This window comes from Deltaproteobacteria bacterium, assembly GCA_019310525.1.
In the GTDB taxonomy this organism is placed as follows: Bacteria; Desulfobacterota; DSM-4660; order Desulfatiglandales; family HGW-15; genus JAFDEE01.
In genome coordinates this window covers 77020-101895 of the sequence record JAFDEE010000019.1, presented here as the reverse complement: position 1 = coordinate 101895, position 24876 = coordinate 77020, and the positions used below count along the sequence as shown (strand labels likewise).

At 49.9% G+C, this 24876-nt stretch carries 20 protein-coding genes and 1 tRNA gene; 8 read left to right on the top strand and 13 right to left on the bottom strand.

Annotated features, from left to right (window positions below):
* Window positions 1–44: 44 nt before the first annotated feature.
* Entirely contained in the window at window positions 45–1124 is a 1080-nt protein-coding gene (locus JRF57_05300) for a hypothetical protein (GenBank protein ID MBW2303111.1), read from the bottom strand.
* 354 nt (window positions 1125–1478) lie between these two features.
* Between JRF57_05300 and JRF57_05295 the strand changes: the two genes are divergently transcribed.
* Window positions 1479–2963, top strand: a complete 1485-nt coding sequence (locus JRF57_05295; protein ID MBW2303110.1) for a sigma 54-interacting transcriptional regulator — start codon at window positions 1479–1481, stop codon at window positions 2961–2963.
* A gap of 73 nt (window positions 2964–3036) precedes the next feature.
* On the opposite strand, the gene JRF57_05290 is transcribed toward JRF57_05295, so the two are convergent.
* Together JRF57_05290 and JRF57_05285 are read right to left on the bottom strand one after the other, a co-directional pair.
* Window positions 3037–3378: a hypothetical protein gene (locus JRF57_05290; GenBank protein MBW2303109.1), complete on the bottom strand. Its 342-nt coding sequence runs from the start codon at window positions 3376–3378 to the stop codon at window positions 3037–3039.
* 51 nt (window positions 3379–3429) lie between these two features.
* Complete coding sequence (locus tag JRF57_05285) at window positions 3430–3930, bottom strand: cyclic nucleotide-binding domain-containing protein (protein MBW2303108.1); 501 nt, start codon at window positions 3928–3930, stop codon at window positions 3430–3432.
* 194 nt (window positions 3931–4124) lie between these two features.
* Here JRF57_05285 and JRF57_05280 point away from each other — a divergent pair, with 194 nt between their 5' ends.
* Window positions 4125–4913, top strand: coding sequence for a glycosyltransferase family 2 protein (locus JRF57_05280; GenBank protein MBW2303107.1), 789 nt, complete (start codon window positions 4125–4127; stop codon window positions 4911–4913).
* Window positions 4914–4917: 4 nt separating this feature from the next.
* A complete protein-coding gene (rfaQ, locus tag JRF57_05275) occupies window positions 4918–5976 on the top strand; it encodes a putative lipopolysaccharide heptosyltransferase III (GenBank protein MBW2303106.1) in 1059 nt (352 codons plus the stop codon).
* Here rfaQ and JRF57_05270 read toward each other — a convergent pair.
* On the bottom strand, window positions 5959–7173 hold the full coding sequence (locus tag JRF57_05270) for a histidine phosphatase family protein (protein MBW2303105.1): 1215 nt from the start codon (window positions 7171–7173) through the stop codon (window positions 5959–5961). The genes rfaQ and JRF57_05270 overlap by 18 nt on opposite strands.
* Before the next feature lie 823 nt (window positions 7174–7996).
* On the opposite strand from JRF57_05270, the gene JRF57_05265 reads away from it, so the two are divergent.
* The 4 genes from JRF57_05265 to JRF57_05250 all read left to right on the top strand — a co-directional run bounded on the left by JRF57_05265 (window position 7997) and on the right by JRF57_05250 (window position 11366).
* The gene (locus JRF57_05265) at window positions 7997–8701 is read left to right on the top strand and encodes a Bax inhibitor-1/YccA family protein (protein MBW2303104.1); all 705 of its coding nucleotides are present in this window, start codon (window positions 7997–7999) and stop codon (window positions 8699–8701) included.
* A gap of 63 nt (window positions 8702–8764) precedes the next feature.
* Entirely contained in the window at window positions 8765–9697 is a 933-nt protein-coding gene (locus JRF57_05260) for a radical SAM protein (protein ID MBW2303103.1), read from the top strand.
* Window positions 9697–10347, top strand: a complete 651-nt coding sequence (locus JRF57_05255) for a serine/threonine protein phosphatase (GenBank protein MBW2303102.1) — start codon at window positions 9697–9699, stop codon at window positions 10345–10347. The genes JRF57_05260 and JRF57_05255 overlap by 1 nt, the downstream gene beginning before the upstream one ends.
* 5 nt (window positions 10348–10352) lie before the next feature.
* Window positions 10353–11366, top strand: coding sequence for a 2-hydroxyacyl-CoA dehydratase (locus tag JRF57_05250; protein MBW2303101.1), 1014 nt, complete (start codon window positions 10353–10355; stop codon window positions 11364–11366).
* 80 nt (window positions 11367–11446) lie between these two features.
* On the opposite strand, the gene fbp is transcribed toward JRF57_05250, so the two are convergent.
* The 6 genes from fbp to JRF57_05220 form a co-directional block, all read right to left on the bottom strand.
* The gene (gene fbp / locus JRF57_05245) at window positions 11447–12466 is read right to left on the bottom strand and encodes a class 1 fructose-bisphosphatase (GenBank protein ID MBW2303100.1); all 1020 of its coding nucleotides are present in this window, start codon (window positions 12464–12466) and stop codon (window positions 11447–11449) included.
* Between the two features lie 275 nt (window positions 12467–12741).
* On the bottom strand, window positions 12742–13230 hold the full coding sequence (locus JRF57_05240) for a response regulator (protein ID MBW2303099.1): 489 nt from the start codon (window positions 13228–13230) through the stop codon (window positions 12742–12744).
* Between the two features lie 328 nt (window positions 13231–13558).
* Complete coding sequence (locus tag JRF57_05235; GenBank protein MBW2303098.1) at window positions 13559–14620, bottom strand: AI-2E family transporter; 1062 nt, start codon at window positions 14618–14620, stop codon at window positions 13559–13561.
* A 393-nt stretch (window positions 14621–15013) separates the two neighbouring features.
* Window positions 15014–15111: transfer RNA gene (locus JRF57_05230), tRNA-Sec, on the bottom strand.
* Window positions 15112–15248: 137 nt separating this feature from the next.
* Entirely contained in the window at window positions 15249–16370 is a 1122-nt protein-coding gene (gene asd, locus JRF57_05225) for an aspartate-semialdehyde dehydrogenase (GenBank protein ID MBW2303097.1), read from the bottom strand.
* Window positions 16371–16536: 166 nt separating this feature from the next.
* Window positions 16537–17115, bottom strand: a complete 579-nt coding sequence (locus JRF57_05220) for an MBL fold metallo-hydrolase (GenBank protein ID MBW2303096.1) — start codon at window positions 17113–17115, stop codon at window positions 16537–16539.
* A gap of 335 nt (window positions 17116–17450) precedes the next feature.
* Between JRF57_05220 and JRF57_05215 the strand changes: the two genes are divergently transcribed.
* Window positions 17451–18656, top strand: coding sequence for an aminopeptidase (locus JRF57_05215; protein ID MBW2303095.1), 1206 nt, complete (start codon window positions 17451–17453; stop codon window positions 18654–18656).
* Window positions 18657–19255: 599 nt separating this feature from the next.
* Here the strand turns inward: JRF57_05215 and JRF57_05210 are convergent.
* From JRF57_05210 to JRF57_05200, 3 genes are read right to left on the bottom strand one after another with little or no spacing between them, the layout of a single operon-like run.
* On the bottom strand, window positions 19256–20230 hold the full coding sequence (locus JRF57_05210; GenBank protein MBW2303094.1) for a sugar kinase: 975 nt from the start codon (window positions 20228–20230) through the stop codon (window positions 19256–19258).
* A 6-nt stretch (window positions 20231–20236) separates the two neighbouring features.
* Entirely contained in the window at window positions 20237–21637 is a 1401-nt protein-coding gene (locus tag JRF57_05205) for a hypothetical protein (protein MBW2303093.1), read from the bottom strand.
* Window positions 21618–24872, bottom strand: coding sequence for a transglycosylase domain-containing protein (locus tag JRF57_05200; protein MBW2303092.1), 3255 nt, complete (start codon window positions 24870–24872; stop codon window positions 21618–21620). The genes JRF57_05205 and JRF57_05200 overlap by 20 nt, the downstream gene beginning before the upstream one ends.
* Window positions 24873–24876 lie beyond the last annotated feature (4 nt).

Here is a 24876-nt window from a genome sequence, read left to right as displayed (position 1 = left end):
CCTTGATCGGGGTGAATGTTCATCCGTAGACCCCGATATCCCTATTAGGCGGCGTATACAATGATATCCAGCGTATGTCCTCCCTCGTGAGGCCCCCCCCGGATATCCGTGACCCCCAGAACCTTTCCGCTCCCCTTGAAAACGGTCACTGGGGAATGGATTTCCATGTCCTGCAGGACTTTACCTTCAGGAAACTCCAACAGGAGATCCTTCATCGAAGCCGGCAGCACTACGCTTACCACGTTTCCGACCTGAAAGGAAACGGGGAGTTCGACATGGTTCTCTCCGGGAGGTTTTCCCTTTACCTCGATTTTCAAGGATGAAATGTCAAGGATATCATCCAGGCTGCCGTTTTCATCAATATCGGCTGCCTCAGGGGCCGATCCCAGGGATGCAATATCCAGAAATTCTCCATCGACGTGCGGTTCAATGCCCTCTTTCTCTCGCTCTTTTTTCTCCGACTCGGGAGAGCCTTCCCAACCGGTTCCCGGATCAATGAAATTTTCTTGTGTCTGAACCGAAGGCGCCAGCCCTTCCTCCTCTTCTAATCCAGAAACCGGCGGGATTGATGCTTCGATGTCCATGCTCCCGAACAGGTTGCTTAAGAAAGAGCGGAGTATTTCAAGGTCCTTTCTGGTTAAAGGAGAATGGGAATTCTGCCATCTTACAAGCTGATCGACGGCTGCCTGGGGCGAGGCCAGGGAAAGGTGGCATCTCAGGATGTTCTTGGCCGCTACCAGGGCGGATCTTCTGTTATGGAGGAGCTTGCCGAACTCTTCCAGGGCCTGTTCGTACTGGCCGAATTTCGCCAGGGCGATGGCCCCTTCGATGACAGCGGATTCTTTTGTTCTCGAAAAAGAGAACAGTTTTTTTATGAGATTCTGGATGTCATCTGAAAGTTGGGGCTGATCGATTTCATCGTTTACCAGGCGGATCTCCTTTTCCACCTCCTTTAGGCGTCCTCGAACTGCCCGAATCAGCTTGTGTTTTTTCTCAGAGGGTGGGATTCGCTCGGCAATTTTCAGGAACTTGAGATAGCTTGCCCTGGATTGTTCAAGGAGACCCTGATTCCTATAAAGCTCAGCTTCTTTTAATAAGGATTTCATTAGGTTCGCTTTAGACATCGGTCTTCCTGTTTTTTTGAATGAATGGATAGGATTCGGCATGAAACACCGTTACTAAACGCTGCAAATTGTATGCCTTTGAATAGTAAACCATAGGGTTGTAAAAAAATCGTTCAATTTACAAGAGATTTCATGATCTTTGGGGTTATGGCGGGAAAACGTGTCAACTTTCATACACATATAGGTTGTGACTTCCTTTTGCGTTTGAATGAAAAATAATTCGTAGATCGAGTAAAGATCAGGGGGGCGCCGACCGATAAAAAAGTATACAGCCTGTGCATTCTCCTCGGATGTCTTTGAAACCCATTTAATTTTGTATAATTTTCGGGTTTTTCGATGAAAAGAAGAGCACCGATGTCGAATTTGACTATTGACCGCCTGAAGGAAATTTCCGCCTGGGTCTCGTCCGTTCTTGACCTGGACCGACTCCTCGAACTTATCATAGACACCGCCACCCGAATGATGGAGGCCAAAGCCAGTTCGCTCCTTCTCCTGGATCCAAAAAGCAAAAAGCTCTATTTCAAGGTAGCGATCGGCGAAAGAAAGGATGAGATCCGGCAGTATGAACTCGATGTAGGGCAGGGCATTGCTGGTTTTGTGGCAGAGAAGGGCGAATCGCTCTTGATCCCGGATGTGACCAAAGAACCACGCTGGTATAAGGAGATCAGCGAATCCATCGGCTTTCAAACCCGATCCATCGCATGTGTGCCCCTGAAGATAAACGGTGAAATTATCGGTGTCTTTGAAATCATAGACAAGGAAGACGGCAGCTCCCTCAAACAGGAGGATATGCAGCTTCTGAACGTCTTCGCAGACCTGGCCGCCATGGCCATCGGAAATGCCCGCAAAATCGATCAGGTTCAACAGGAAAACAGGAATCTCAAAGAAGAACTGGGTAAAAAACACCAAATCATCGGCGAAAGTCTCGCATTGAAGAAGGTGATTTCAGACGCCCTGAAGGTGGCGAATTCAAAGACGAGCACCCTTATACTGGGGGAAAGCGGCACCGGGAAAGAACTGCTGGCCCGCCTGATCCATCAAGCAGGCCCTAGAAAAGACAAACCCATGGTTATCCTGAATTGCGCCGCCCTCCCTGAAACCCTCCTGGAAGCGGAGCTGTTCGGGTATGAAAAGGGGGCCTTTACAGGGGCAATGACCCGCAAAATCGGGAAATTTGAGCTTGCTGACAAGGGAACACTTTTTCTTGACGAAATCGGCGAGATGTCCCTGGGAATGCAGGCGAAGCTGCTCAGGGTTCTTCAGGAAGGCGTTTTTTACCGCGTTGGGGGCAGCACCCCCATCAGCGTGGATGTCAGGGTCCTCTCCGCGACAAACCGGGATATCAGCAAAGAGGTGCGGGAAGGAAGGTTTCGGGAGGACTTATATTACCGACTCAACGTTGTTCAGATCCGGATGCCCGCCTTGAGGGAGAGGAAGGAAGATATCCCGATCCTTGTGAATTATTTTGTCGATCTTTTCAAGCACGAAAGAGGGGTCAAGCACATCAGTGTTTCAGAAAAGGCCATGGATAAAATCTTGTCTTATGACTGGCCGGGAAACATACGGGAATTGCAAAATGCCCTTGAACGTGCCGTTGTAATGGGAAACGGTCGAGAAATCATGCCTGAAGATCTCCCTATCTTCGGGCCCAGTAAGCAAAACCCATCCATGGAAGTCGGACTGACGCTCAAGGAGGCCCTGGACAGGTTCAAGAGGGAGTTCATCATCCTCAACTTGAGGCATACCCAAGGCAACAGGAGCAAGGCCGCCAAGATCATGGGCATCCAGCGGACTTATCTTTCAAGACTTCTAACCAAATACGAAATTCAGGAAATCTAAAGACATACCCGAAATTTACAGCTTAACCATTTGTTTTTGGGTGCTTTTTACTAATCTATTATGGAAAGGTTCATCAAAAGACGCAATCAAGGGTTGCCTTTACCTTGACCATTTTTTTCCAGCGCTCCTTCTCGCATATCTCAACCCCCTCAAATTGGTTGTGCCCGGTCTTCAATTGCACGATTTCTTTTACCGTATAGATCTCCTTTCCGTTGTGATCTCGAAATGAAAGGATCAGGTCGCATGCCTGTCTTGGGTGATCCGCCTTCACCTTTACCTTCCATGAAAAGGTCACAAGGAGACCGTGCTCCCGGATCTTTTTGACGTCGCAAAGGACCTTTGGCCCCGCTCGGAGTGGCGAAATCGCTGCAAGCAAGAGCAACAGGAAAGCAACGGCAAAAACTATTCTTTTCATGGTGGACTCCTTGATAATGAGGACCGTAAGGTCTTACCCCGCCCTTTCCGATCAACTCAAGGGAAGCAAGTGGTCAACCAGCCTGCTGGAGGTCATACGCAGGTTCTGGCTCAACAGTCTGGCTATCCCCTTAAGGATTTTCACCCCGACAGGGGGATGCTGGGAGAGGATCATATCAAAGCCCTTTCGGGTAAGGATGACAAGCGTTGATTTTTCTCGGGCCTTTACCGTGGCGGAACGAGGGAAATTGTCGATTACCGCCATTTCTCCGATTGAGCGTCCTTTTGAGAGAGTGGCCAATACGACATAGTTTCCACCGCCCGCCCCTTTTAAAACATCCAGATGCCCGCTCACCACAAAACAAACGTAATCGCCCTTTTCTCCTTCCTTGAAAAGGGTTTCCCCCTTCTCAAGGTCGATAAAATTCATGTGGCGGGTCACGATCCGAAGCTCATCACTTGTGAGCGTGTCGAACATAGGAACGTTCACGAGCAAATCGATGATGGCCTTGGTTATCTTTTTTTCAGGGCTTCCTTCCCTGCTCCTCGGCATTTCCCGACCTCCCCAAAAAAGCATCCGGCGGAGAAATATATGTAATCGTTTCCTTATACCCGATTTTTTTTGCAAAACAAAGGGGATCACATTAAGATGGCAGTCCCGTCTAAATCCTGGTTTTCATATAAACCATCTTCCGGGAATGGATGCCTCCGTCTGGAGAACAATGTCCATCCCAGTTGGCTATAAGGATGGATGAAAGGAACCTCCGAAATCTTCTTTCCGTGGCGATCATCACCCTGAATGAGGAGGAGCGCCTGCCCGGGTGCCTGGCAAGTCTTTCTTTCGCTGATGAAGTCCTTGTCGTTGATTCGGGGAGCACCGATCGGACACGGGAGATCGCGCAATCTTTCGGAGCACGGGTGTTCGTTGAGCCCTGGATGGGTTTTTCCATGCAGAAACAGATGGCCGTTGACCGGTGCAGCCATGACTGGGTGTTGATCCTGGATGCCGATGAAAGGGTCCCCGAAGCCACCGCTAAAACCATTCGTAGGGTGATTTCCAGGCCCGATCAGGGAGAGGTGGCGGCCTTCAGCCTGAAACGCAAGAACCTGCTTCACGACAAGTGGATCCGGCATTGCGGTTGGTGGCCAGACCCCGTTGTGCGTCTCGTGGACAGGAGAAAAGGGGAATTCGACGGACGTGCTGTTCATGAAAGGTGGATAACGAGGGGCAGGGTGGAACACCTTGACGTTCATATCGAACACCTCAGTTTCAGGAACTACTCCGAACTGGTTGCCAAGATGGAACGCTACTCCAATATCGCCGCCAATGAACTTTTCGAGCGTGGAAGGCGGGTTCATGCCTTTACTCCACTTTTTCACGGTTCCTGGATGTTCCTGAGAACCTATCTTCTTGAACGGGGATTCCTGGATGGATTCGATGGTTTTGTGATTTCCTTAATGAACGCGGGGGGATCCTTTTTCAAATACGCAAAGCTCCATGAACTAATCCGGCAAAAACAAGGGAGGAATCGCTGAATCATTGCACCAACCACTTTTAAAGGCAACGAAGATCCTTATCATAAAGCTTAGGTATATCGGGGACACCTTGACCCTGTACCCCGTAATTCACACCCTCTATAAAGAAGCCCCTGGGATTCGCGTTGATGTGATGATACACAAGGGTACGGAAGAGGTCTTAGCGCATCATCCCGGAATCGGCAGGTTATGGCTTTACGATCGAAAGAAAGTAAAGAATAGCCTAATATCATCAATAAGATACCATATAAAGTTATTAAAACAGTTGAGGTCAGAAAAGTATGACCTGGTCATCGATTATTCCCACGGTGACCGGGCGGCCTTTCTATCCCTGATGACCGGTGCCCCCGAGCGGGTGACTTATACCCGGTCGAGCCGCCTCTCCCGCCTTTTCATGAATCGTATGATTCAGGCGGATCCTTTCCGCTATCATATCGTAGATTATCAACTCCTGGCCCTTCGGCTCCTGGGAATCGAGCGTTTTGAAAGAACCATGGGGATCGTGATCCCCGCCCATGTCGAGAAAAGGGTAGAGGTGTTGATCAAGGGATCTGGTCTGTCTCCCGAGGGCCTCAAAGCAGCGGCCATTCATCCGGGGGCACGAGGAAGGTTGAGGCAATGGAGGCCGGAGCGTTTTGCAGAAATCGCAAGACGTCTAAGAGAATCTTACGGGGTAAAGATTTTTCTTATCGGCGGACCGGACGAAGAAGGGATCGTCAGGGAAGTAGAGAGGCACATGGGGTTTTCTCCGGCCTTCAGCTCGACACGTTTGACGCTTCTCGAGATGGCCGCATTGTTCAAAAGGTGCCGCTTGTTCGTGGGAAATGATTCCGCGCCCGCACACATCGCATCCGCGGTGGATTGTCCGAGTGTCACCCTTTTCGGGCCCACTTTTCCCCACATGTGGCGTCCTTACAGCCCGGTGGGAGAAGTTATTTTCAAAAACCCGCCTTGTTGCGGCTGTCGCCAAGTGAAGTGTGTCCGACCGGATAACCCGTGCATGGATCTTATCCAAGTGGATGAGGTGTGGAGGAAAATTAAAGGCCTACTTGAACTTTTTTAGTTGAAATACTTTTCTGTCATGGGTTGAAGAAATGTAGTAAAACCGATCCTGTGGAATATAGATATAAGGGACATCCTCCTTTCGGCGATAAAGGAAATGAGACAGGATCATCCTGTTAACGGCCCGGTGTCCGATTATCATTATGTTATCTGCAGGATTGCTTAGATAAAGGGCCTTCTTGATCCCCCGGTAGATCCTGTCCTGCATGGTGACATAGCCTTCCCCGCCGGGATAAACGTAATTGTATTTATCCTGTTTTCTGGCGGCATAGACGTGAGGAAGACCCCTTTTGATCTCTTCGTAGCTCATTTTTTCACAGATGCCGCTGTCAATCTCATCGAACTCCGCCAAGGGGATTATGGAACACCTCTCCTGAAGGGCCTGGATGGGTTCCGCCGTTTGAATCGTTCTCTTTTTGGTACTCGTGAATATCAGGGGAATCTTTTTGGTCTTGAAATATTCGGCCAGGGCCCATGCCTGTTCGCGTCCCGCGGCACTCAGGCTGGAGTCGCCACCTATCCGATCTTCGATATTGAAATAAGTCTCTCCGTGACGGATGAGAAAGAGATTCTTCACCATGTCCGTCAACAGGAAATCCCGGATCTGTTCCAGATAGGGGATTTCATCGTTGATTTCCTCCTGGAGGATCTTGTTGTTGAGGGAATCCAACTTGATAAAATTGGTTTCGTCTTCCAGGGGATCGTAGATGGATTGATAGTATGAGATCCTTTGCTTGAAGCTTTCAATGGCCTCCTGTTGGCTGAGATGACCGAATTCCGCCATGTCGATTTTCCGCAGGATGCTGGCATCCAGGATCTCCTTGTTTTCGTTGATGCATTCGATGAAAAGGATAGGGTACCCCCCCAAAAGGGCCTGGACCAGTTTTCTCCGTTCCCTGCTGACATGGGTGGCATCCAGAATGGCGATATTCCCTTTTCCCCGAAGAAACGTTCTGGCTCTTTGAACATTGATACGGCCGATCTTTTCTCTCAACGAAACCCCCTCCTTGTTGTCAGGGTCGAAGAAGCGGGCATAGGAGGTATTTTCAGGGATCATTTTTCGCCGCAGTTCTCCGTTGTTGAAAATCCTGACACGGAGAGCATCACTACTCAGGCTTTCCTTGAGTTTGGTGGCCACGGTCGATTTGCCCCGGGCTGGGAGTCCGACCATTATAATGATCAGCTTTTCTTTTTTCATTGGGGTATCCCCGATCAAGTATCCTTTGTACCCGGCAGGGCGTTCCAACCCGAGATGGTAAAAGAACCCTGCGAGGATGGCAACATGAATTCGCGGCGACGCGGATTCACCCCGGGACCTCCACAGCCTTTTCCGGTTCGAGTCGAACCTCGGCAAGGAATATGTTATCGGTCTTTTCCGCAAGAAAAACATGATCTTTTTTGAATGCCTACGATGGGTGAGAAGGTTGAAAAATCCCCTCATATTATCCTATCATTTTCTGCTGATTTTATGTAAAAGGGGCCTCAACCAATCATGGACGGCGGAGTGACCCAGGCGAATAGACCATGCCGGTCTCTGCTTGAACCCCGCAAATCCTGTCTCGAATGCAAGGTCAAGGAAGGCGAAAATTTTAACCGCAGGAATACATTGAAGTATTTCGAGGATTAAAATTTGAGCCTGACGCAGAGATTGCGGAAATTGGCCATTTATGGATGGACACCAACTATCGGCCGAAACCGATAGCTTTAAGGGCCTAGGGGGCGAGGGTTCAAGGGGTCAAGTGAAAATCATCTTTCATTAAAACACGATTTCTCACTCGAACCCTGGACCCCTTGAATCCTTGAACCCTACTCAAAAAGAGATCCAACTAAAGTCTTCGCACGAAGGCCCAAGGTCCTCCCATTCCCAGAATGGGACATTAAAAATGATACCAGGGCCTCGATTATAGTGCGGGCAGGGCGGATCACTCCGGAAGCGATTTTGAGGGGATTGAAAAATCAAGATTTATCCATAAATTGATCGATATTGATGAAGACAAAAAAGAGAGAGGAGGTTTGAATCCATGCAAACGGTGGCTGCACCGCAAAGCAGGGTCGAGGTAAGGGTCAATGAATTCGTCAGAAGCGTCTACAACTGGATGTGTGTGGGACTGGGTATAACCGCCTTTGTAGCCTATTACGTCTCATCAAGTAGTACGCTGTATCAACTGGTCTTTCAAAGTCGGGGTATATTCCTGCTCCTGATCATTGCCGAACTGGCTCTGGTCTTTTCTATAAGCGGATATATACACCGGTTGCGCGCGGGGACGGCTACCGGGCTCTTTGTTCTTTATTCTGCATTGAACGGGGTTACACTTTCCTTTATCTTCCGGGTCTATGCCCATGAGTCCATTACAAATACCTTCTTTATCTGTTCGGGCACTTTTCTTGCCTGCAGCATCTATGGATGGACGACGAAAAGGGATCTCACGTCCTTCGGCGGATTTCTCGTCATGGGGCTGTTTGGGATTATCCTCGCTTCCCTGGTCAACCTGTTCATGGCAAATACCGCCCTCGGTGCCCTTATTACTTATGTCGGCGTTTTCGTATTCATAGGGCTTTGCGCTTACGATACCCAAATGCTCAAAAACATGGCTCTGACCCGACCCGATGGCCTGGATGAGTCGATTACAAGGAAGGGTGCAATTTTGGGAGCATTGCGATTATATCTGGATTTCATCAATCTCTTTCTTTTGCTACTTAGAATCTTCGGCTCCAACCGGGAATAGAGAGAAGGCGGCCATTTGGCCGTCTCCCTTCCCGATCCTGGAACAGGATGAAACAGTAAAGACATGGAACCGTCCTACCTTGAATCATATCGCCATGGAGAACTCAAAGAAAGGGTCACGGCAGCCTTGGAGTTGTTGGAGTCCTGCAGGCTTTGCCCGAGATGCTGCGGCGTAAACCGGCTGGAAGGAGAAAGGGGCATTTGCAACACCGGCCGAAAAGCGCGGGTAGCAAGCTATAACGCCCATTTTGGAGAGGAGGCGCCTCTAGTCGGGAAATACGGGTCCGGGACCATCTTCGTGAGTTCCTGTAATCTCTTGTGCGTCTTCTGCCAGAACTTTGAAATCAGTCATCTCCGGGAAGGTGTCGACATCACAGCGCAACAGATGGCTGATTTGATGATAGAGCTTCAAAGAAAAGGATGCCACAACATCAATTTCGTGACCCCTACCCACGTCATTCCCCAAATCCTTGAAGCCTTGCCTGCGGCCGTGGAAAAAGGGCTACGGGTCCCTCTCGTTTATAATTCGAGCGGCTACGATTCGGTGGAGGCATTAGCTTTACTCCAAGGTATATTCGATATCTACATGCCGGACTTCAAGTTTTGGGATTCGATATGGGCTGAGAGGTATTGCCGTGCACCGGATTACCCGGCTGTTGCCAGAGAAGCCCTCCGAGAAATGCATCGACAGGTGGGGGATCTGGTTTTGGATGAAGAGGGGATTGCCGTTAAGGGCCTGCTTGTGCGGCATCTAGTCATGCCGGGGGGGGTTGCGGGAACCGGGGAGATCATGAGGTTTATCGCAGATGAGATTTCCCGTGACACTTATGTCAATATCATGGATCAATACAGACCTTGCGGGGAGGCCCACGGGGATGAAAGGATCAACCGACGATTGACATCCGGTGAATACAAGGAGGCGGTCGCCGCGGCAAAAAAGGTGGGACTCCACCGATTGGATCCGAGAGACCGCATTCGTGTGTTTTTTGGCCTGTGATGGGAAAAGGAAAAACGTTCATTGTGGGAGATATCCATGGTTGCCTCGGGATGCTTCAGAGATTGATCGAGAAAATTCCCTGGGAGCCTGAAAGGGACCGGCTTATCTTTCTCGGGGATTACGTGGATAGGGGGGAAGATCCAAAAGGGGTTATCGATTTTATATTAAGGCTTCAGGCTGTCTCTGAAAAGGTTCAATGTCTCATGGGAAACCACGAACATATCTTCCTGGATTATCTTGAGAGGGGGAATATCACGGCCTTCCTCATAAATGGAGGAAATTCAACCCTTGAGAGTTATCGCCGGGCCTCTATTCAAGGGAAACAAGAACTCGAAATTCCCCCTGACCACGTCTCTTTCCTAAAAGCCTTACTGCCTTGGATCGAATTGGAAGACCATTATGTCGTACATGCCGGTTTTCGACCCGGAATCCCTTTAGAAAAACAGGATCTGGAAGATCTCATCTGGATTCGGGAGCCATTTATTTATTCCGATTACGATTTCGGCAAGAGGGTGATTTTCGGCCATACTCCGTTTTCTGAACCTCTTGTCACCGACAGCAAGATCGGGCTGGATACGGGGGCCGTCTATGGAAACAAGCTGACATGCCTGGAGCTTCCCGGTCTGAAGTTCCACTTTGTTGAGGCCTGAATCCCATGTATGATATCCAATATTCCGAAGCGACTGTCGGCCTTACTTCGACCATTCCCGTGGAGATCGTTTTGGCCGCGGGTCTAAAACCTCTTGATTTGAATAATATCTTCATCACCTCCTCCCACCCGGAAAAACTCATTTCACGGGCCGAATCCGACGGTTTCGGCCACAGTGTCTGCTCCTGGATCAAGGGAATATACGGCGCCGTCCTGGAATATGACATCAAAAGGGTCATTGCGGTTACAGGTGGGGATTGCAGCAATACGGTGGCTCTCGGTGAAGTACTGGAGAGAAGGGGTGTAGAGGTTCTCCACTTCGAGTATCCACTGCGGCGCGACAGGGCATCCCTCATGGATCAGATGAACCGGTTGCGTCGGGATCTCTCTGCAACGTGGCAGGAGGTTGAAAAGATCCGATTACGATTGATGCCCATCAGGGAAAAGCTACGGAAGCTCGACAGGCTGACCTATGAAAAAAACGTGATCACGGGATTTGAAAACCACCTTTTCCTCGTGAGCAGTTCTGATTTTTATTCGGATTTGGACCGTTACGAGAAGGAACTGGATGCACTCTTAACGGATGCGGGGAATAGGCGGCCGATGAAAGAAGAAATCAGGCTCGGCTATCTGGGGGTTCCTCCCATTTTCAACTCTTTTTATGAACGGATCGAGTCTTTAGGTGCCCGTGTGGTCTTCAACGAGACCCAAAGGCAATTCAGTATGCCGGCCTTCCAGGATCATGATCTTTGCGGGCAGTACTTGACTTATACCTACCCGTACGGCATTCAAGGGAGAATCGACGATATCCTTCAGGCGGTTTCGGAAAGAAACCTGGACGGGCTGATTCACTACACCCAAACGTTCTGCTACCGGCAGATCTACGATATCCTTTTAAGAGAAAGCCTGCCCGTCCCCATCCTGACACTCGAGGGTGACCGGCCGGGTCCTGTAGACAGCCGAACGGCCCTTCGGCTTGAGACATTCGTACACATGCTCAAGGACAGAAAATATGATTGAGGACAAAAGGAAAGGGAGGCCCTCCTGAAATAGAGCCCCCCCTTTTCCCTCAACAGATCCCTGTTTTCCTCTGTGACCGCCTATCCGCCGGCCATGATCTTCTCCACCATTTTCACATCCTCTTTACTTCCGATATATAGAGGAACCCTCTGGTGAAGTGATTCGGGTTCGATTTCCAGGATGGGACCGTAACCGTTGCTTGCATATCCACCGGCCTGTTTCACGACCATGGCTAGGGGATTGGCCTCCACCATGAGACGCAACTTTCCGGAAGGTTTTTTCGGATCTTTGCGGTCTGCGGGGTACATGAATATCCCACCCTTTAGGAGATTGCGGTGGAAATCGGCCACGAGACTCCCCACGTACCGGGCGGAATAGGGGCGACCCGTTGATTCGTCCCTGGATTTGAAGTATTCCACCACGGCCTTGGTCTTTTCGTCCCAGTATTGGTAATATCCCTCATTTACACTGTAAATCTTGCCTTTCTCGGGAATTCGGATGTTCTCATGGGAAAGGAGGAATTCCCCGACACTCGGATAGAGGGTAAACCCGTGGACGCCGTTACCCGTTGTATAGACCATGATGGTGCTCGACCCGTATATGAAGTACCCGGCCGCCACCTGCCTGATCCCGGGTTGAAGGAGATCGGTCATGGTGTAGTCGCCCTCTTCCGGCCGGCTGACCCTTCTATAGATCCCGAAAATGGTTCCGATACTGACATTGACGTCGATGTTGGAGGAACCGTCGAGGGGATCGAAGAGAAGGACATAATTGCCCTTCGGGTACTGGGGAGGAATCTCAACGGGATCAGCCAGTTCCTCCGAACCCATGCAACAGAGTTGCCCCACGTGGCGCATTCGCTCGATGATCACGCGATTGGCGAACACGTCCAGTTTTTGGACCTGTTCTTCCTGAACGTTGACTTCCCCCGTGGATCCTAGGATATCCGTCAGCCCGGCCTTGTTCACTTCCCTGGAAATGACTTTGGCGGCGACGATCAGCTCACTGAGGAGTTGGGTGAAGTCCCCTGTGGCCCCGGGGTTTTCCCGTTGCTCCTTCAGGATATGTTCGGTGATGGTCATGCCGACACGTTTCTTCATCTCATGCCCTCCTCGGATACCTTGCATCGAACTGTTCGTACCATTGTGAAAAAGAGAGGCAATGGGGGTGGAACGTTAACCTGGGAAAAATCCTCTCTAGTGCCCATCCATAAATGGCCCTTTTCCCCAATCTCTCAGGTCAGGCTCAGATTTTAATCCTCAAAATATTTCAATGTATGGATGCCTCTGCCGCTTGGCATCCTAAAGCGGGGCGGTTAAAATCTTCGCCTTCCTTGACCTTGAACAAAATTGCCTGCTTTATGGATGGACACTCTCTAATACTTGATGAGGTTATCCCAGAACTCGCGATCCTGCTCTCTCCAATCGACCCCGAATCTCCTGTCGCAGAATCCTGCGAGTCTTTCATACCATCGGGCCCAGATATTTTTGTTCTTTTCCCGGGCTTCGATGATATCCGCGACAAAGACATCGATTTTATTGATTTCGTCCTTTGGCGCATAAAAGGATGCGCCCTCTTCTGCGGATTTTTTGAGATCTTCCTTGGAAAGGGCATGGGCGGTGAGCATGAGGGCGGGTATCCCTCTCTCGTTTGCGATTTTCAGCAGGTCATACCCTCTGACCCCCATAATATCCAGTATGGCCACATCATAGTAATTTTTTTCCAGTAATTCCTTGGCCTGTTCGAAAGTGGATGCGGTGTCGATCTTGCACACATCCAGAAGATCAATCAAGAGTTGGAGGATATCCTCTTCGTCATCCACGATCAGAATCATTTTCCCTTTGATAAGCTTACGAGGATTCATGTTTTGTTCTCCTTGCGAAATGTTATATTTGGCTCGTCCCTGATCACAAATACGTTTTAGGATCACCGGGCCCGGGTTTCCAATCCAGAAATGAGAATTTTTGTGCAACTTCAAGAAAGTCAAGGGTTTGCGTGGAGACGTACACTTGGTATGCCGTCAGAAGAAATCCCACAGATTTACCCGCCTCTGGCGGGTTGACACGCTTGTCACGCCATAGCCGTGCCGAAGGCGGAAGATTGCACAAAAAGGCCATTTATGGATGGAAACCAGCTAAACTATAAGCAAGCTGAGGGAATAGTCAAGGAAGAAGACGGGCCGGCGGTTTCGGTCAGCAAAGGTCCTTTTTGTATTCGAGCTTGTAGATCTCAGCCAGTGTAAGAAAAATCGTCATGATCAAGGGGCCGTAAATGATACCAAGAATACCGAAGAGTTTCAGTCCTCCCAGGATCCCGATGAAGACCAGAAGGGGGTTCATCTGCATTCCTTTTCCGATCAACCTGGGTTTAATGAGGTATTCCATGATGGAACTGTAAAACACATTGTAGATAAGGTAGGCGAGGGCTGTACCCGCCTTTCCCTGGGCCAGCAGGATGAGTGCGGCCGGGATAAAAATAATGGAGGCGCCGATGACCGGCAGGAAGGCCATGATACCGATCAGGGTGCCCCAGAGGAAAGGGGATCCAAGGGAGAACAGGAAAAAACCGAAACCCCCAAGAACCCCCTGGATGATTCCGGACAATCCGTTTCCAAAGATTATCGCCCTGCCCATCTCGCGGAATTTTTTAACCACCAGTTCCTGTTGTTCAGCAGGGAAGGGGACGAGTTCAGAGATATAGGTCTTAAGTCGATTGCCGTCCTTGAAGATGTAATAGATGACAAGGATCATGAGAAAGAAATGAATGAGAAAGCTCATGAGATTTGAGGCGATATAACTCAACTGCCTGGAGAGGAACAGGCCCACATTTTTTCCAAGGGATGCGGCGAATCCCTGGATGGTTTCCGGTGTAAATTGGATCCCGGAAAGTTCGCCGACTTTGCGGATCCTCCTGGCCCACTGCGAATCCCCCAGTAGACCATCCTGGATTTTTTTTAATGAAACAGAATTCCTCGTTCGCACATAAAAATCGAATGCCTCATTGGACAGAGTCCCCACGAATCCCCCGACAGGGACTACCAAGATGATGAGAATAAACAGGGTCATCAAAAGGGAGGCTGTCTGTTCCCTGTATTTCAGCAAACGGCGCAGTCGCCAATAAATCGGATAAAAAGCGCTTGCGATGAGTAAGGCCAGGACGATTGCGGAGAGATAGGTCCAGAATAGACGAAACAGCAGAATGAGCATGCCGATCAGGACAATGAAAAACAATTTGGAGATAAAGCCTTTTTCCATTTTTCTTCACTCACTTTTCAGGGGGTCCGTTACCCGGGAAACCCGATCTCAAAAAAGGGCCTGGAATAGTGCCCAAGCCCTTTTTATTCCTCAGTGAATGGTCCCTGATCCGAAACCTTTGAAAAACGCCCCCTTTTGCCCAATCTTCCACCTTCGCTATGGCTACGGCGTGACAAACTGCGTCAGACTCAAACCGGGGACCCACCCGTTGGGTGGGGAGTCGTCGCTTCGCGCGGACAAATTTTAGTCCTCAAAATACTTCAATGTATGGATGCCTGTCCCGCTTGGCATCCCAAGCGGGGCGGTTAAAATTTTCGTCTTCCTTGAGTTTGGACAAAATCGAACGTTTTTCAATGGTCTCGCTCCCATTCCTGTCGTCATTCAAGTTGGCTGTGGCGGAAGTGCATGGGAATCGAACCCACCTACCGGGGTTTTAGCCCGGTACACCGGATTTGAAGTCCGGGAGCCCCACCAGTGAGCTTTCCACTTCCGCAAGGATAATTTTAATTTGCCTCCGAAATCCTGTCAATGCCGTGAGGTGAAAGAAAGTGAGAAGGCCTTTATGTGGACTTTCAGGCAATGACTCCTCCACCGATTTTCCTCTCCGGCGATGGGATACGAATTATGTTCACGATGAAAGATGTTCGATCACAATGTTGAGAATCCTGCGAATAGGTTCCGCCGCCCCCCACAAGAGCTGATCTCCACAGGTGAATGCCGTGATAAAATCGGGCCCGATATTCATTTTCCGGAGTCTTCCCACCGCGATATTCAAGGTTCCGCTGACAGCGGCAGGCGTCAGGTCCCTGATTGTAGATTCCTTATCGTTGGGTACCAGGCGGACCCACTCATTGGCCGATTCAACCATATCGGACAGTTCAGCAAGCGGAATATCTCTTTTGAGCTTGATCGTGAATCCCTGGCTGTGGCAGCGCATGGCCCCGACCCTGACGCATATCCCGTCGACCGGAATGGGATCGGATGCAGTACCCAAGATCTTATTTGTTTCAGCAAAGCCTTTCCATTCTTCCCTGGTTTGCCCCGTTTCCATGGGCCGGTCAATCCATGGTATGAGACTGGCGGCCAATGGTACCCCGAAGTGTTCCGCCGGAAAAGCGGAACTTCTAAGTTCACGGGTGAGCAAGGCATCTATTTCCACGGCAGTGGAGGCGGGGTCTTCAAGAAGATCCTTTGCAGCATCACCGAGAAAGGCCATCTGAGAGACGAGTTCCTTCATATGCTTGGCCCCTGCACCCGAGGCCGCCTGGTAGGTCATGGAAGATATCCATTCCACAACTTTTTCGGAGAAAAGGCCTGAAAGGGCCATGAGCATGAGGCTGACCGTGCAATTCCCTCCCACATAGATCTTAACGCCGGAAGAGAGTCCGGCATCAATCACGGCCCTGTTGACCGGGTCCAGCACAATGATGCTTTCATCAACCATCCGGAGCGTTGAAGCCGAATCGATCCAATAACCTTTCCAGCCGTTTTTTCGCAGTTCCGGATGGATCCTTTGGGTATAATCTCCCCCCTGACATGAGACCACAATATCCAACTGAGTCAATAGTTCGATATCATAGGCGTCTTTTAAGGGTGGAATTTCCATGCCTACGTCAGGGCCTTGGCCCCCAACGTTTGAGGTGCTGAAAAATACGGGTTCGAAGCCCTTGAAGTCCTGCTCTTCTCTCATTCTTGCCATGAGAACGGACCCCACCATACCTCTCCAACCAACAAACCCGATTTTGAGCATTTTTTCCGAATCCTCCTTTCGATACCGCTGATGTAACCTTCTTCAGCGGCTGGTCTGACGGCTCCCCACCCGTGCACGCGCGGGGTCAAACTGTGATGATAGACCAGTAAGAAAGCATAAGGAGCCGGATCTTTCAAGAAAAATTAAAACAGGGAGTGGGGGTGGTTCAGATGGAAGCAGCAAAGAAAGGATTGCGTCGGCGTTCTGTTCCGATAGTACTGGCTGGTCCATGGCCGGGATATACCCTCAATGAATCGCCGAGGGGAAAGATCTTTTTCCTGATTCCCTGAATCAGGAGTGTATGGTTACCGCCGGGGAAATCCGTCCTTCCCACCGAACCCGCAAAAAGGGCATCCCCGGTAAAAACCGCTCCCGGCGCATGAAAGCACACTCCCCCGGGGGAGTGTCCAGGGGTATGGATTACACGTAGTTTGTAATGACCCACCTGAATCTGCTGTCCTTCCTGGAGGTATCCGTCAGGGGGCACCCCCAATCCCGGTGCATCGAGGCGATGAATAAGGAGGGGGGCCTTGGTGATTCTCTTCAAGTCGGCCGCTCCTCCCGTGTGATCGGGATGTCCATGGGTGAAAAGGATGAAAGAGATCCGCAATGCATTTCTGGTGATCTCTCTTACAATGCGGTAGACCTCGTCGCCAGGATCAATGACGGCACCTTGTTTTGTCTTTTCGCATCCAAGTATATAACAATTGGTTTGATAAGGCCCCACAACCAGTTTCCTCAGCATATTTTTTCCTTCTCCTCTTTTATCATTCCGTACTTTAGGCAAACTTAAGGGGGAACGAAGCCTTGTCAAGCCCGGGAAGGGGGAAGTGCGGTTGGTCCCTGTATCCAGGCCGAGTGACCTTGAGAATAACCCGAAATGGTGCACCCTTTTCTCCCTTCTTGCAGAATAATTTGAAATGCTCATTGAATTGAAATAGAATCGCCGGGCATGTTGCGATCATTTCTTGCACCGGGGATAGGCCTCTGTATTGTTTGCGAAGATTCTATCACCGATTCGACGAGGCTCTGTGGATAGTCAAGGAAAGGGGAGAGGAAAGATAGAAAGGAGAGATCACTATGCTTACCGATTACCGATTGGAGAAATACTCGGAGGTCCTCATGTGGGGTCTGACATCCGCCAGGAAGGGGAGGTACAAAAAGGGAGACATTGTGCTGATCCGGTATGATCGTCCGGCTACCAGGCTTGCAGAAATCCTTCTTGAAAAGATCATGCAAAGAGGGATGCATCCGGTCCTGAGAGCAGGACTTACTCCGACCATGGAGCACTCTTTTTTCCAGATCGCCAACACAAGTCAACTGGTATTCCAGACACCGGGAGAAAAGGAACTGTATTCAAATCTTCACGGGAGCATATATCTCTACGCACCCGAATCTTTGACCCATCTTCGTGATATCGATCCCAAGAAGATCGGGAGGGCGACCATAGCCAGGAAACCTTTAAGGGATATTCTGGACAAACGGGAGGAGGAAGGGCATTTCGGTTGGACCCTTTGTATCGTCCCCACGGAGGAGCTTGCCAAACAATCGGGGCTCTCCTTGAAACAGTACGACCAACAGGTGATACGCGCATGTTATCTGGACCGATCAGACCCTGTTGCGGAGTGGAGAGAAATATTCAAAAAAGCTAATAAAATCAAACAAAAATTATCCAAGATGAATATCGATTATCTCCATGTCGAGTCCGAAAGCATGGATCTGAAAATCGCCCCCGGTAAGGATCGAAAGTGGGTGGGAATTTCCGGGCATAATATTCCAAGCTTTGAAATTTTCCTTTCTCCGGATTGGAGGGGAACTGAAGGGATCTATTACGCAGATCAGCCTTCTTTCCGAAGCGGCAACTATGTGGAAGGAGTCAGGTTGACATTTAAAAAGGGTGAGGTGGTAAAGGTGGAAGCACGGAAGGGCCGAAATTTCATCCTCGCCCAACTCGCAATCGACAAAGGAGCCAGGCGGGTTGGGGAATTTTCATTGACGGACAGGCGTTTTTCGAGAATCAACCGTTTCATGGCCAATACACTCTTTGATGAAAACTTCGGCGGTCGCCAAGGCAATTGCCACCTTGCCCTTGGAGCCTCCTATTCTGATACGTTCAGTGGAAATCCCGACGCCCTGACAAAAGAAAAAAAAGAAGCCCTAGGTTTTAATGATTCGGCCCTCCACTGGGATCTTGTAAACACGGAGAAAAAAAGGGTCACTGCATATCTTGCCGATGGCGAGCAAGTCGTCATCTATGAGAACGGGATGTTTCAGTTGGGAATTTGAACCCGGGGATTCCCGACAGGGACTGTGCGCCAAGCCATGGACAACGGAGCGAACGTAAGCGGAGGAGGGGACATATCATCTCCTGCTTGGATAGGATACACAATTCGAAAAGACCCGCGGTCCTTAGCGGATCCGCGGGTCTTAATTTGAAAAGTTCGCTTTATTGGATAAATGACCTGGTTAACAAGAAGCTTACAATTATCCAGTGACGTTGAAAGTTACCTTATCAACAGGGCCTTTATCACTTTTATCGGCTTCCCTAAGTGCCGTTGTTTTCCTCGGTGGCCATCTTTTGCATAAACGTTTTTTTATTGAAGATGCCCGTGGAAAAGATGCACGCACACCCGAGAAGCCTTATTTGAGTAACATCCGCCACTCCCTTTTTTCTAGCATAACCTTCGGAGGCTTAATGCCGTCACATGGTTTTATCTATAGTGTTGAAGTCTCGGGATGTCACTCATATCTCAAAGTTCTTACGACCTCTTTCCACTCTCTTCGACTATCTTATCGGTCGGTCCCCTCCAAAACTTTAAAGGTTTTTTCTTTATTCATAAAATAATTCCTTTGATTCAAAAGTAAAGGGGAGTCGAATGTTTTGATCAGCCACAATCACTACATGGGTCAGGAGGGGAGAAAGACAAACGCAACGTTTTGATATCCTTGTGTATTTCTAGAAATTCCTGTAGCTGGGCATATCCTGGAATCCCTTTTCGAGCACCGATCATCCTGCATTTGAGGGCGGATGCCGCCGATGCGAAGCGCATACAATCGGCCATGTGCCAGCCCTTGAGAAGACCGTAGATATATCCTCCATGATAGACATCCCCGGCGCCGGTAGTGTCCACGGCCTCCACGGGAAACGCTCTCTGGAACAAGATCATACCATGGTCAAGCGCCATGCTTCCCTTTTCTCCCAGGGTAAGGACGACCTGCCTCGGGCCCAGCCGACGGAGGGCGGCTAGGGTTTGCTCCGGGGGGCTTTGTTTTCCCACAATGGGTTCTGCGAACCTTTCCGAAGCGATCAGGACATCGACCATGGATACAAGTTCAAGAGAACCTTCCCTCATCGTTCCCGCATCCAGGACGATCCGCATTCCCATCCTTCGGGCCTGTCGGGCCGCCTCTATGGATGCTTCGATCATTAAGCCATCGAGATGAAGGATCTCTGCAGCGGAAAAGGGAGAAAGATTGACGTCATCCGCATTAAGGGATGGCACCGTTCCACGATGCCAGAAGATGGTCCTGTGCCCGTTATCCCTGGTCACGGCTATGAAGGCGAACTGGGAGGAGAAACCAGGAACGGTCTTGAGGTAAGTGGAATCGATTCCCTCAAGTTCCAGTTCTTTTTGTATTTTCACGCCAAAGGGATCGTCGGAAACAACCCCGATGAAGGCGACCTTGACGCCTAGCCGGGCCAATACAACCAATGCCGTGGAGGCCGGGCCTCCACACTGCATGACGAGTTCTTCCAGTTCGACCTTCTCGTCCTCGGCCGGAAACTTATTGACCCTTCCCAGATAATCTACGCAGGCTTGACCCAGGCCTACAACCCGGATTTGTGGGGCATGTTTCAAGACGGCTTACTCCGGTTTTACGCCGAGCTTTTCCAGTTCCCCATCGACGGTTTGAATATTCATTCTGATTTTCTTGATCGAGGGGCTCAATGGGTACCTTTCCACCAAATCATTCAGGATCTTTCGGGACTTTAAGAGCAACTCCCTCTTCTTTGAGGGTTCTGACGTATTTCGAGCCAGCAAAAAAAGCCTCGCGGCATTCTCCCTTTCACGTAGAATGATTCCCTCCCATGCCTGTTCCTTCAGCCTTGAATATTCCGGATTGTCTTGCTGTTCTGAAGGGTCCAGGGTCTTGAGCCACTCAAGGGCCTCCTTATATTTTTCTTCCCCGATCAGGGTCCTTGCCATTTTGAGACCGTTCCCCTCACCCTCCTTATCCCGGCCCGGGGAAGAAGTACGGCCGGAAAGGTCCTTTTCCGCGGCCTCCACCCGCTTGAATACCTCGTCAATAATATGCCTTTGGGGGTCTCCTTCTTCGATCCTGAGTTTTTCCCTGATCAGGAGAATTTTGGCCCTTTGAAACTCCTGCCTGGCGATAAGGGTGTCCACATCCCGGAGCAGTTGTTTCAGGGCACCTGCATCAGGGCTCTGCTTATCAGTTATATTGTTTGATGTCTCTTTTATCCGACTCTTTTCTTCCTCCCTCGCGACATTGAGAAGGGCCTGCTGGGCCTTTTTGAATACCATCCTCCTCCCTTCCATGTCGTCAAGGAGTCTTTCATAGGCAGCCATAGCTGAGCTTCGGTTTCCCATCCCCAACTGCCATTCAACCAGCCAAGCCCCCAGTTCGACTCGATCCGGTTTCTCTCTCAGCTCGCTTAGGACCCTTTTCCCCACCCGAACGGCCTCCTCCAGCATTCCTTTTTTAGCAAGCGAGGCCGCAAGGGCAAGCCCGGTCTCTGGAGTCAAGGCATCATCTCCGAACTCCACTTGCATTTCAATGGATCGGTCTATAACGGCCTGATAGTCTCCATCCATAAAGGCGTCGAAAATCTCCTTTTTTCTTTGGGAATATCGCCTGATAAGCTCGGGCATACTCCGGACCTTTCTGCAAGATTCTTCAAGCAGGGTCTCTGTCAGATCATTCAATAGAACAAAGGCCTTTCGTGCGGCATCCTCATAGGACTGCCTGCCTGATTCCCCCGAGGAATCGGCAAGCATGGATTGGTAAGCCACTAGTAGCTCGGAACAGATCTTCCTGCTGCGCTCGGAGACCGGATATTTTTCAAGGATTTGGGTAAGCGTTTTGATCTGCCGTTCAATGACTTCCCGCTTAATCAAGGGTCTGAACATCCCAGCGGGTTCTTTCTTGATCAGGGGCACCCTTCCGGTTTCCTGAGCGCATCCATAAAAAACAGGAACGGCCACGAGCAGGAATAGGATCCATTTACTCTTCATCCAGTTCATCACTATTGACTCCTATGAGGGGCTCAAAATCCCTGTGGTAATTCCAAGTATCTTTTCCAGGGTCGACATCTGCGAATATGAAAGCGGGGGACTCCTGCTCTTCCGTCCTGCCGGACGGGAGGGGTAAACCGGTCCGGGGGGATACTGGAACCTTTTCTAGGAATTCGTGCCAGCCTGGAGGGATCCGGCTGTCGCTGAAAACAAGATCGGCCACCTTGAGTTTTGCCTTGTAAGGGATGCTGTTTACGATGGTATCGACAGTATCCGTCCAAATGGGAAGAGCGCCTGAAGATCCGTATATCGATATTCTCTTTCCTTTCATGGGTCGGTTGTCATCGAATCCGACATAACTTGCAACCACATAACCCTCTTTGATGTTGAGCAGGCCGGTGCGGATGTCCGGACCCGGAACGAACCCCACAAAGCTGGAATTGGTGAACCTGTTGGCGGTTCCGGTTTTTCCAAAAAGGGGCAGGGGGACACTCACCTTCTCATCCCCTATATCGACATTCACGCGAACGACATCCCTGGCGCCTTTTCCGGTTCCCCGGTCGACAACCAACCGAAGGATTTCGGATATGGATTTGGACACGCGCTCTGACAGGATCTTCCTTACTCTGGGATGGTATTCCCAGATGACCACTCCCCGCCTGTCTTCAATCCTGGTGATGATGGGAATCATGCTGCACTGCTTCGTCTCACCCGGTAAGGAGAAGACTTGTCCCGTCATCAAGGTCGAATAGGCCAGGGCGGCATCCGCAATACTGATGGCATTCGCTCCCAAGGGAAAGGAAAGGACCGGATCCAAACGTGTGCAGATCCCCAGTTCCCTCCCCATCCTGGATACATAGGTAAGATTCACCAGGGTCCTGAAATCCCTCACCTTGTATAACACTTCCTTGTCATAACGCTTGTAGGACAGGAAGTTCTTGTAGTTTTCCCTCATTCGGGACACGATCAGTTGGAGGGCCCGGACCGTGATCACATCGTCCAACCATATGGAGCCTTCCGAGGAATCGCTGATTTTTTCCTGAAGCTGTGCGAGTTCCATCGGTTGAAGATGAAGGTTTGAAGCCGATTCCGGATTCTCAACATATACGATTCGGCCCCCTTTTTCGGAAAGAAAAAAATGTCTCATGATTTCCGAGAGATTTCCCGGTTGACCCGGTCCACGGGCCTCCAGCAGAATCTTTAACTCCGTATAATCCTTTCGCATTTCAGAATTCAAGCGTCGCAGCCGTTTGAAGCTGTGACGATAAATACCAAATTCGACAGGATCCCGGATATCCAGCTTCACCGGATTGATGTCGAAATGCATCTTGGCGAGATGAGGCAGGACGGCCTCCTGACCCTCGAAAATGAGATCGGAAACGATTTCCCTCTTGGCCTCTTCGAAAGCGGCCTCCATGAGGCTGTTATTATCGACCAGGACGCCGTAAATGTCTCTGATTCTTCTCACATAGGCGTCGTAGGATTCCCGCTTTCCCCTGGAAAGACCAAGGGAATCGACCACTTTTGAAAATTCCTCCATCGTCAAGCGATCTGTCAGGTGATAAAGAAGCCAGACGGTAGCGAGGTTTTCCGACTTCACTCCAGCCCAGGCCAGGGAGACTTGGTCAGACTCCGGTGGGTGATCGGGTTTTGGGACATAGTAGGTGGTCTGGTACTTGTAAAGCTCCCGCCCATTGCTGAGGGGATCCAGGGTATTCCATTTGAGCTGCAAGGCGGCCGCATACACGATCGGCTTGAAAATCGAACCCAGTTGTCTCTTGGCATCTACAGCGCGATTGAAGAAGCGATCAAAGTATCCGCCGACCATGGCCTTTACCATCCCGTTCCTGATGACGATAACACCGCCTTCCAGTTCAGGGATCGTCGTTAACCTCAAAGACCTTGCTCCATTGTTCTCCGGATCTTCGATAAGCTTCACCGCGACGAGATCCCCGACCTTGAAATTCCTCAGAAACAATTTAATATCACGCCCCTTCAGCCTCGCCCAGTTGCCACGCACACTTTTGATCCATGCCGTTGCTATATCCCTGAACCCTTCAAAATCTATGATTCCTCCACCCTTGTCCCACGCTACCAGAAGATATGGATTTTTCTCCTCCCTTTGGACATGGGAAATTCGGCACAGAAAAGGAATCCCCGCTTTCCGTCTTCTAAGGGAAATCCCCATGTATTTTTCTTCGTACCTTCGTTGCAGTTCGGCTCTCGGATATCCCGAAATACGGGTTTCCATCAGGGGGAGATGGTATCTCAGGCTTTTTAAAGCGCCTTCCTGGATCTCCTTGTTTATGGAAGTGTAGATCTTGATTCCTGATGTGGCAATATTTTCAATCCCCTGTTCTTCCAGTATCGACCGGAAATAATCGGACTCAAGCTGTTCCCGCACATAGTCGAGAATGACGTTCAAGCGATAAGTCACTTTCCCCTCCCGGAAGGGTACTTCTTTTCTCACGGCCTCCCTGTACTGTTCTTTGGTAATGAAATTCAGGGCAAGCATTTGGCCGAGCACGTAATCCTTCCGCCTCTTGGCCCGTTCCATGGCCTCGCTTTTTTGGGCCTCTGTCTTTTTGGTAAAGGGATTGTAAGCATTGGGACTTTTCACGGAACCTGCAATGAAAGCACATTCCACTAGATCAAGGTCCTTGGCCTCCTTGTTGAAAAAGTATTGCGCAGCGATTTCCAGCCCACAACCGTACCCGGTTACGAAGAATTGATTTATGTACATTTCAAGGATTTCTTCCTTGGTGTATTTTCTTTCAAGGAGAAGGGCCTGCATGAGTTCCTTCAATTTAGCCTTGAAGGATCTGCGTTCTCTTCTGAAGACGTTTTTCGCCGTCTGCTGGGTAAGGGTGCTTCCGCCCTGAACCACTCTTCCGGCACGAATATTAGCGATCATCGCCCGGGCGATGGCCTTGATATCAAATCCGGGATGATGAAAAAAATTCTTGTCCTCAGCAGCCACCAAGGCCTTGATGAAATAGGGGGGAATATCCTTGTAATGAATATATTTTCTATGGGTTTTCTCGAAAAATACGCCAATTATGCTTTTTTCGTCATCATAATAGACCGGGCTTTCGGAAAAGATTATCTTGTCGATTAGTCCTCTTTGAATCCGCTGGGTCGCCTCCCTGGAAACCGTGTGATAGAGGAGACCCAGGAAAAGAGCACCGCCGAGAAATCCAAATAATACGATTACGAGAATAACCCGAAAGATGCCTTTCTTCATTGAA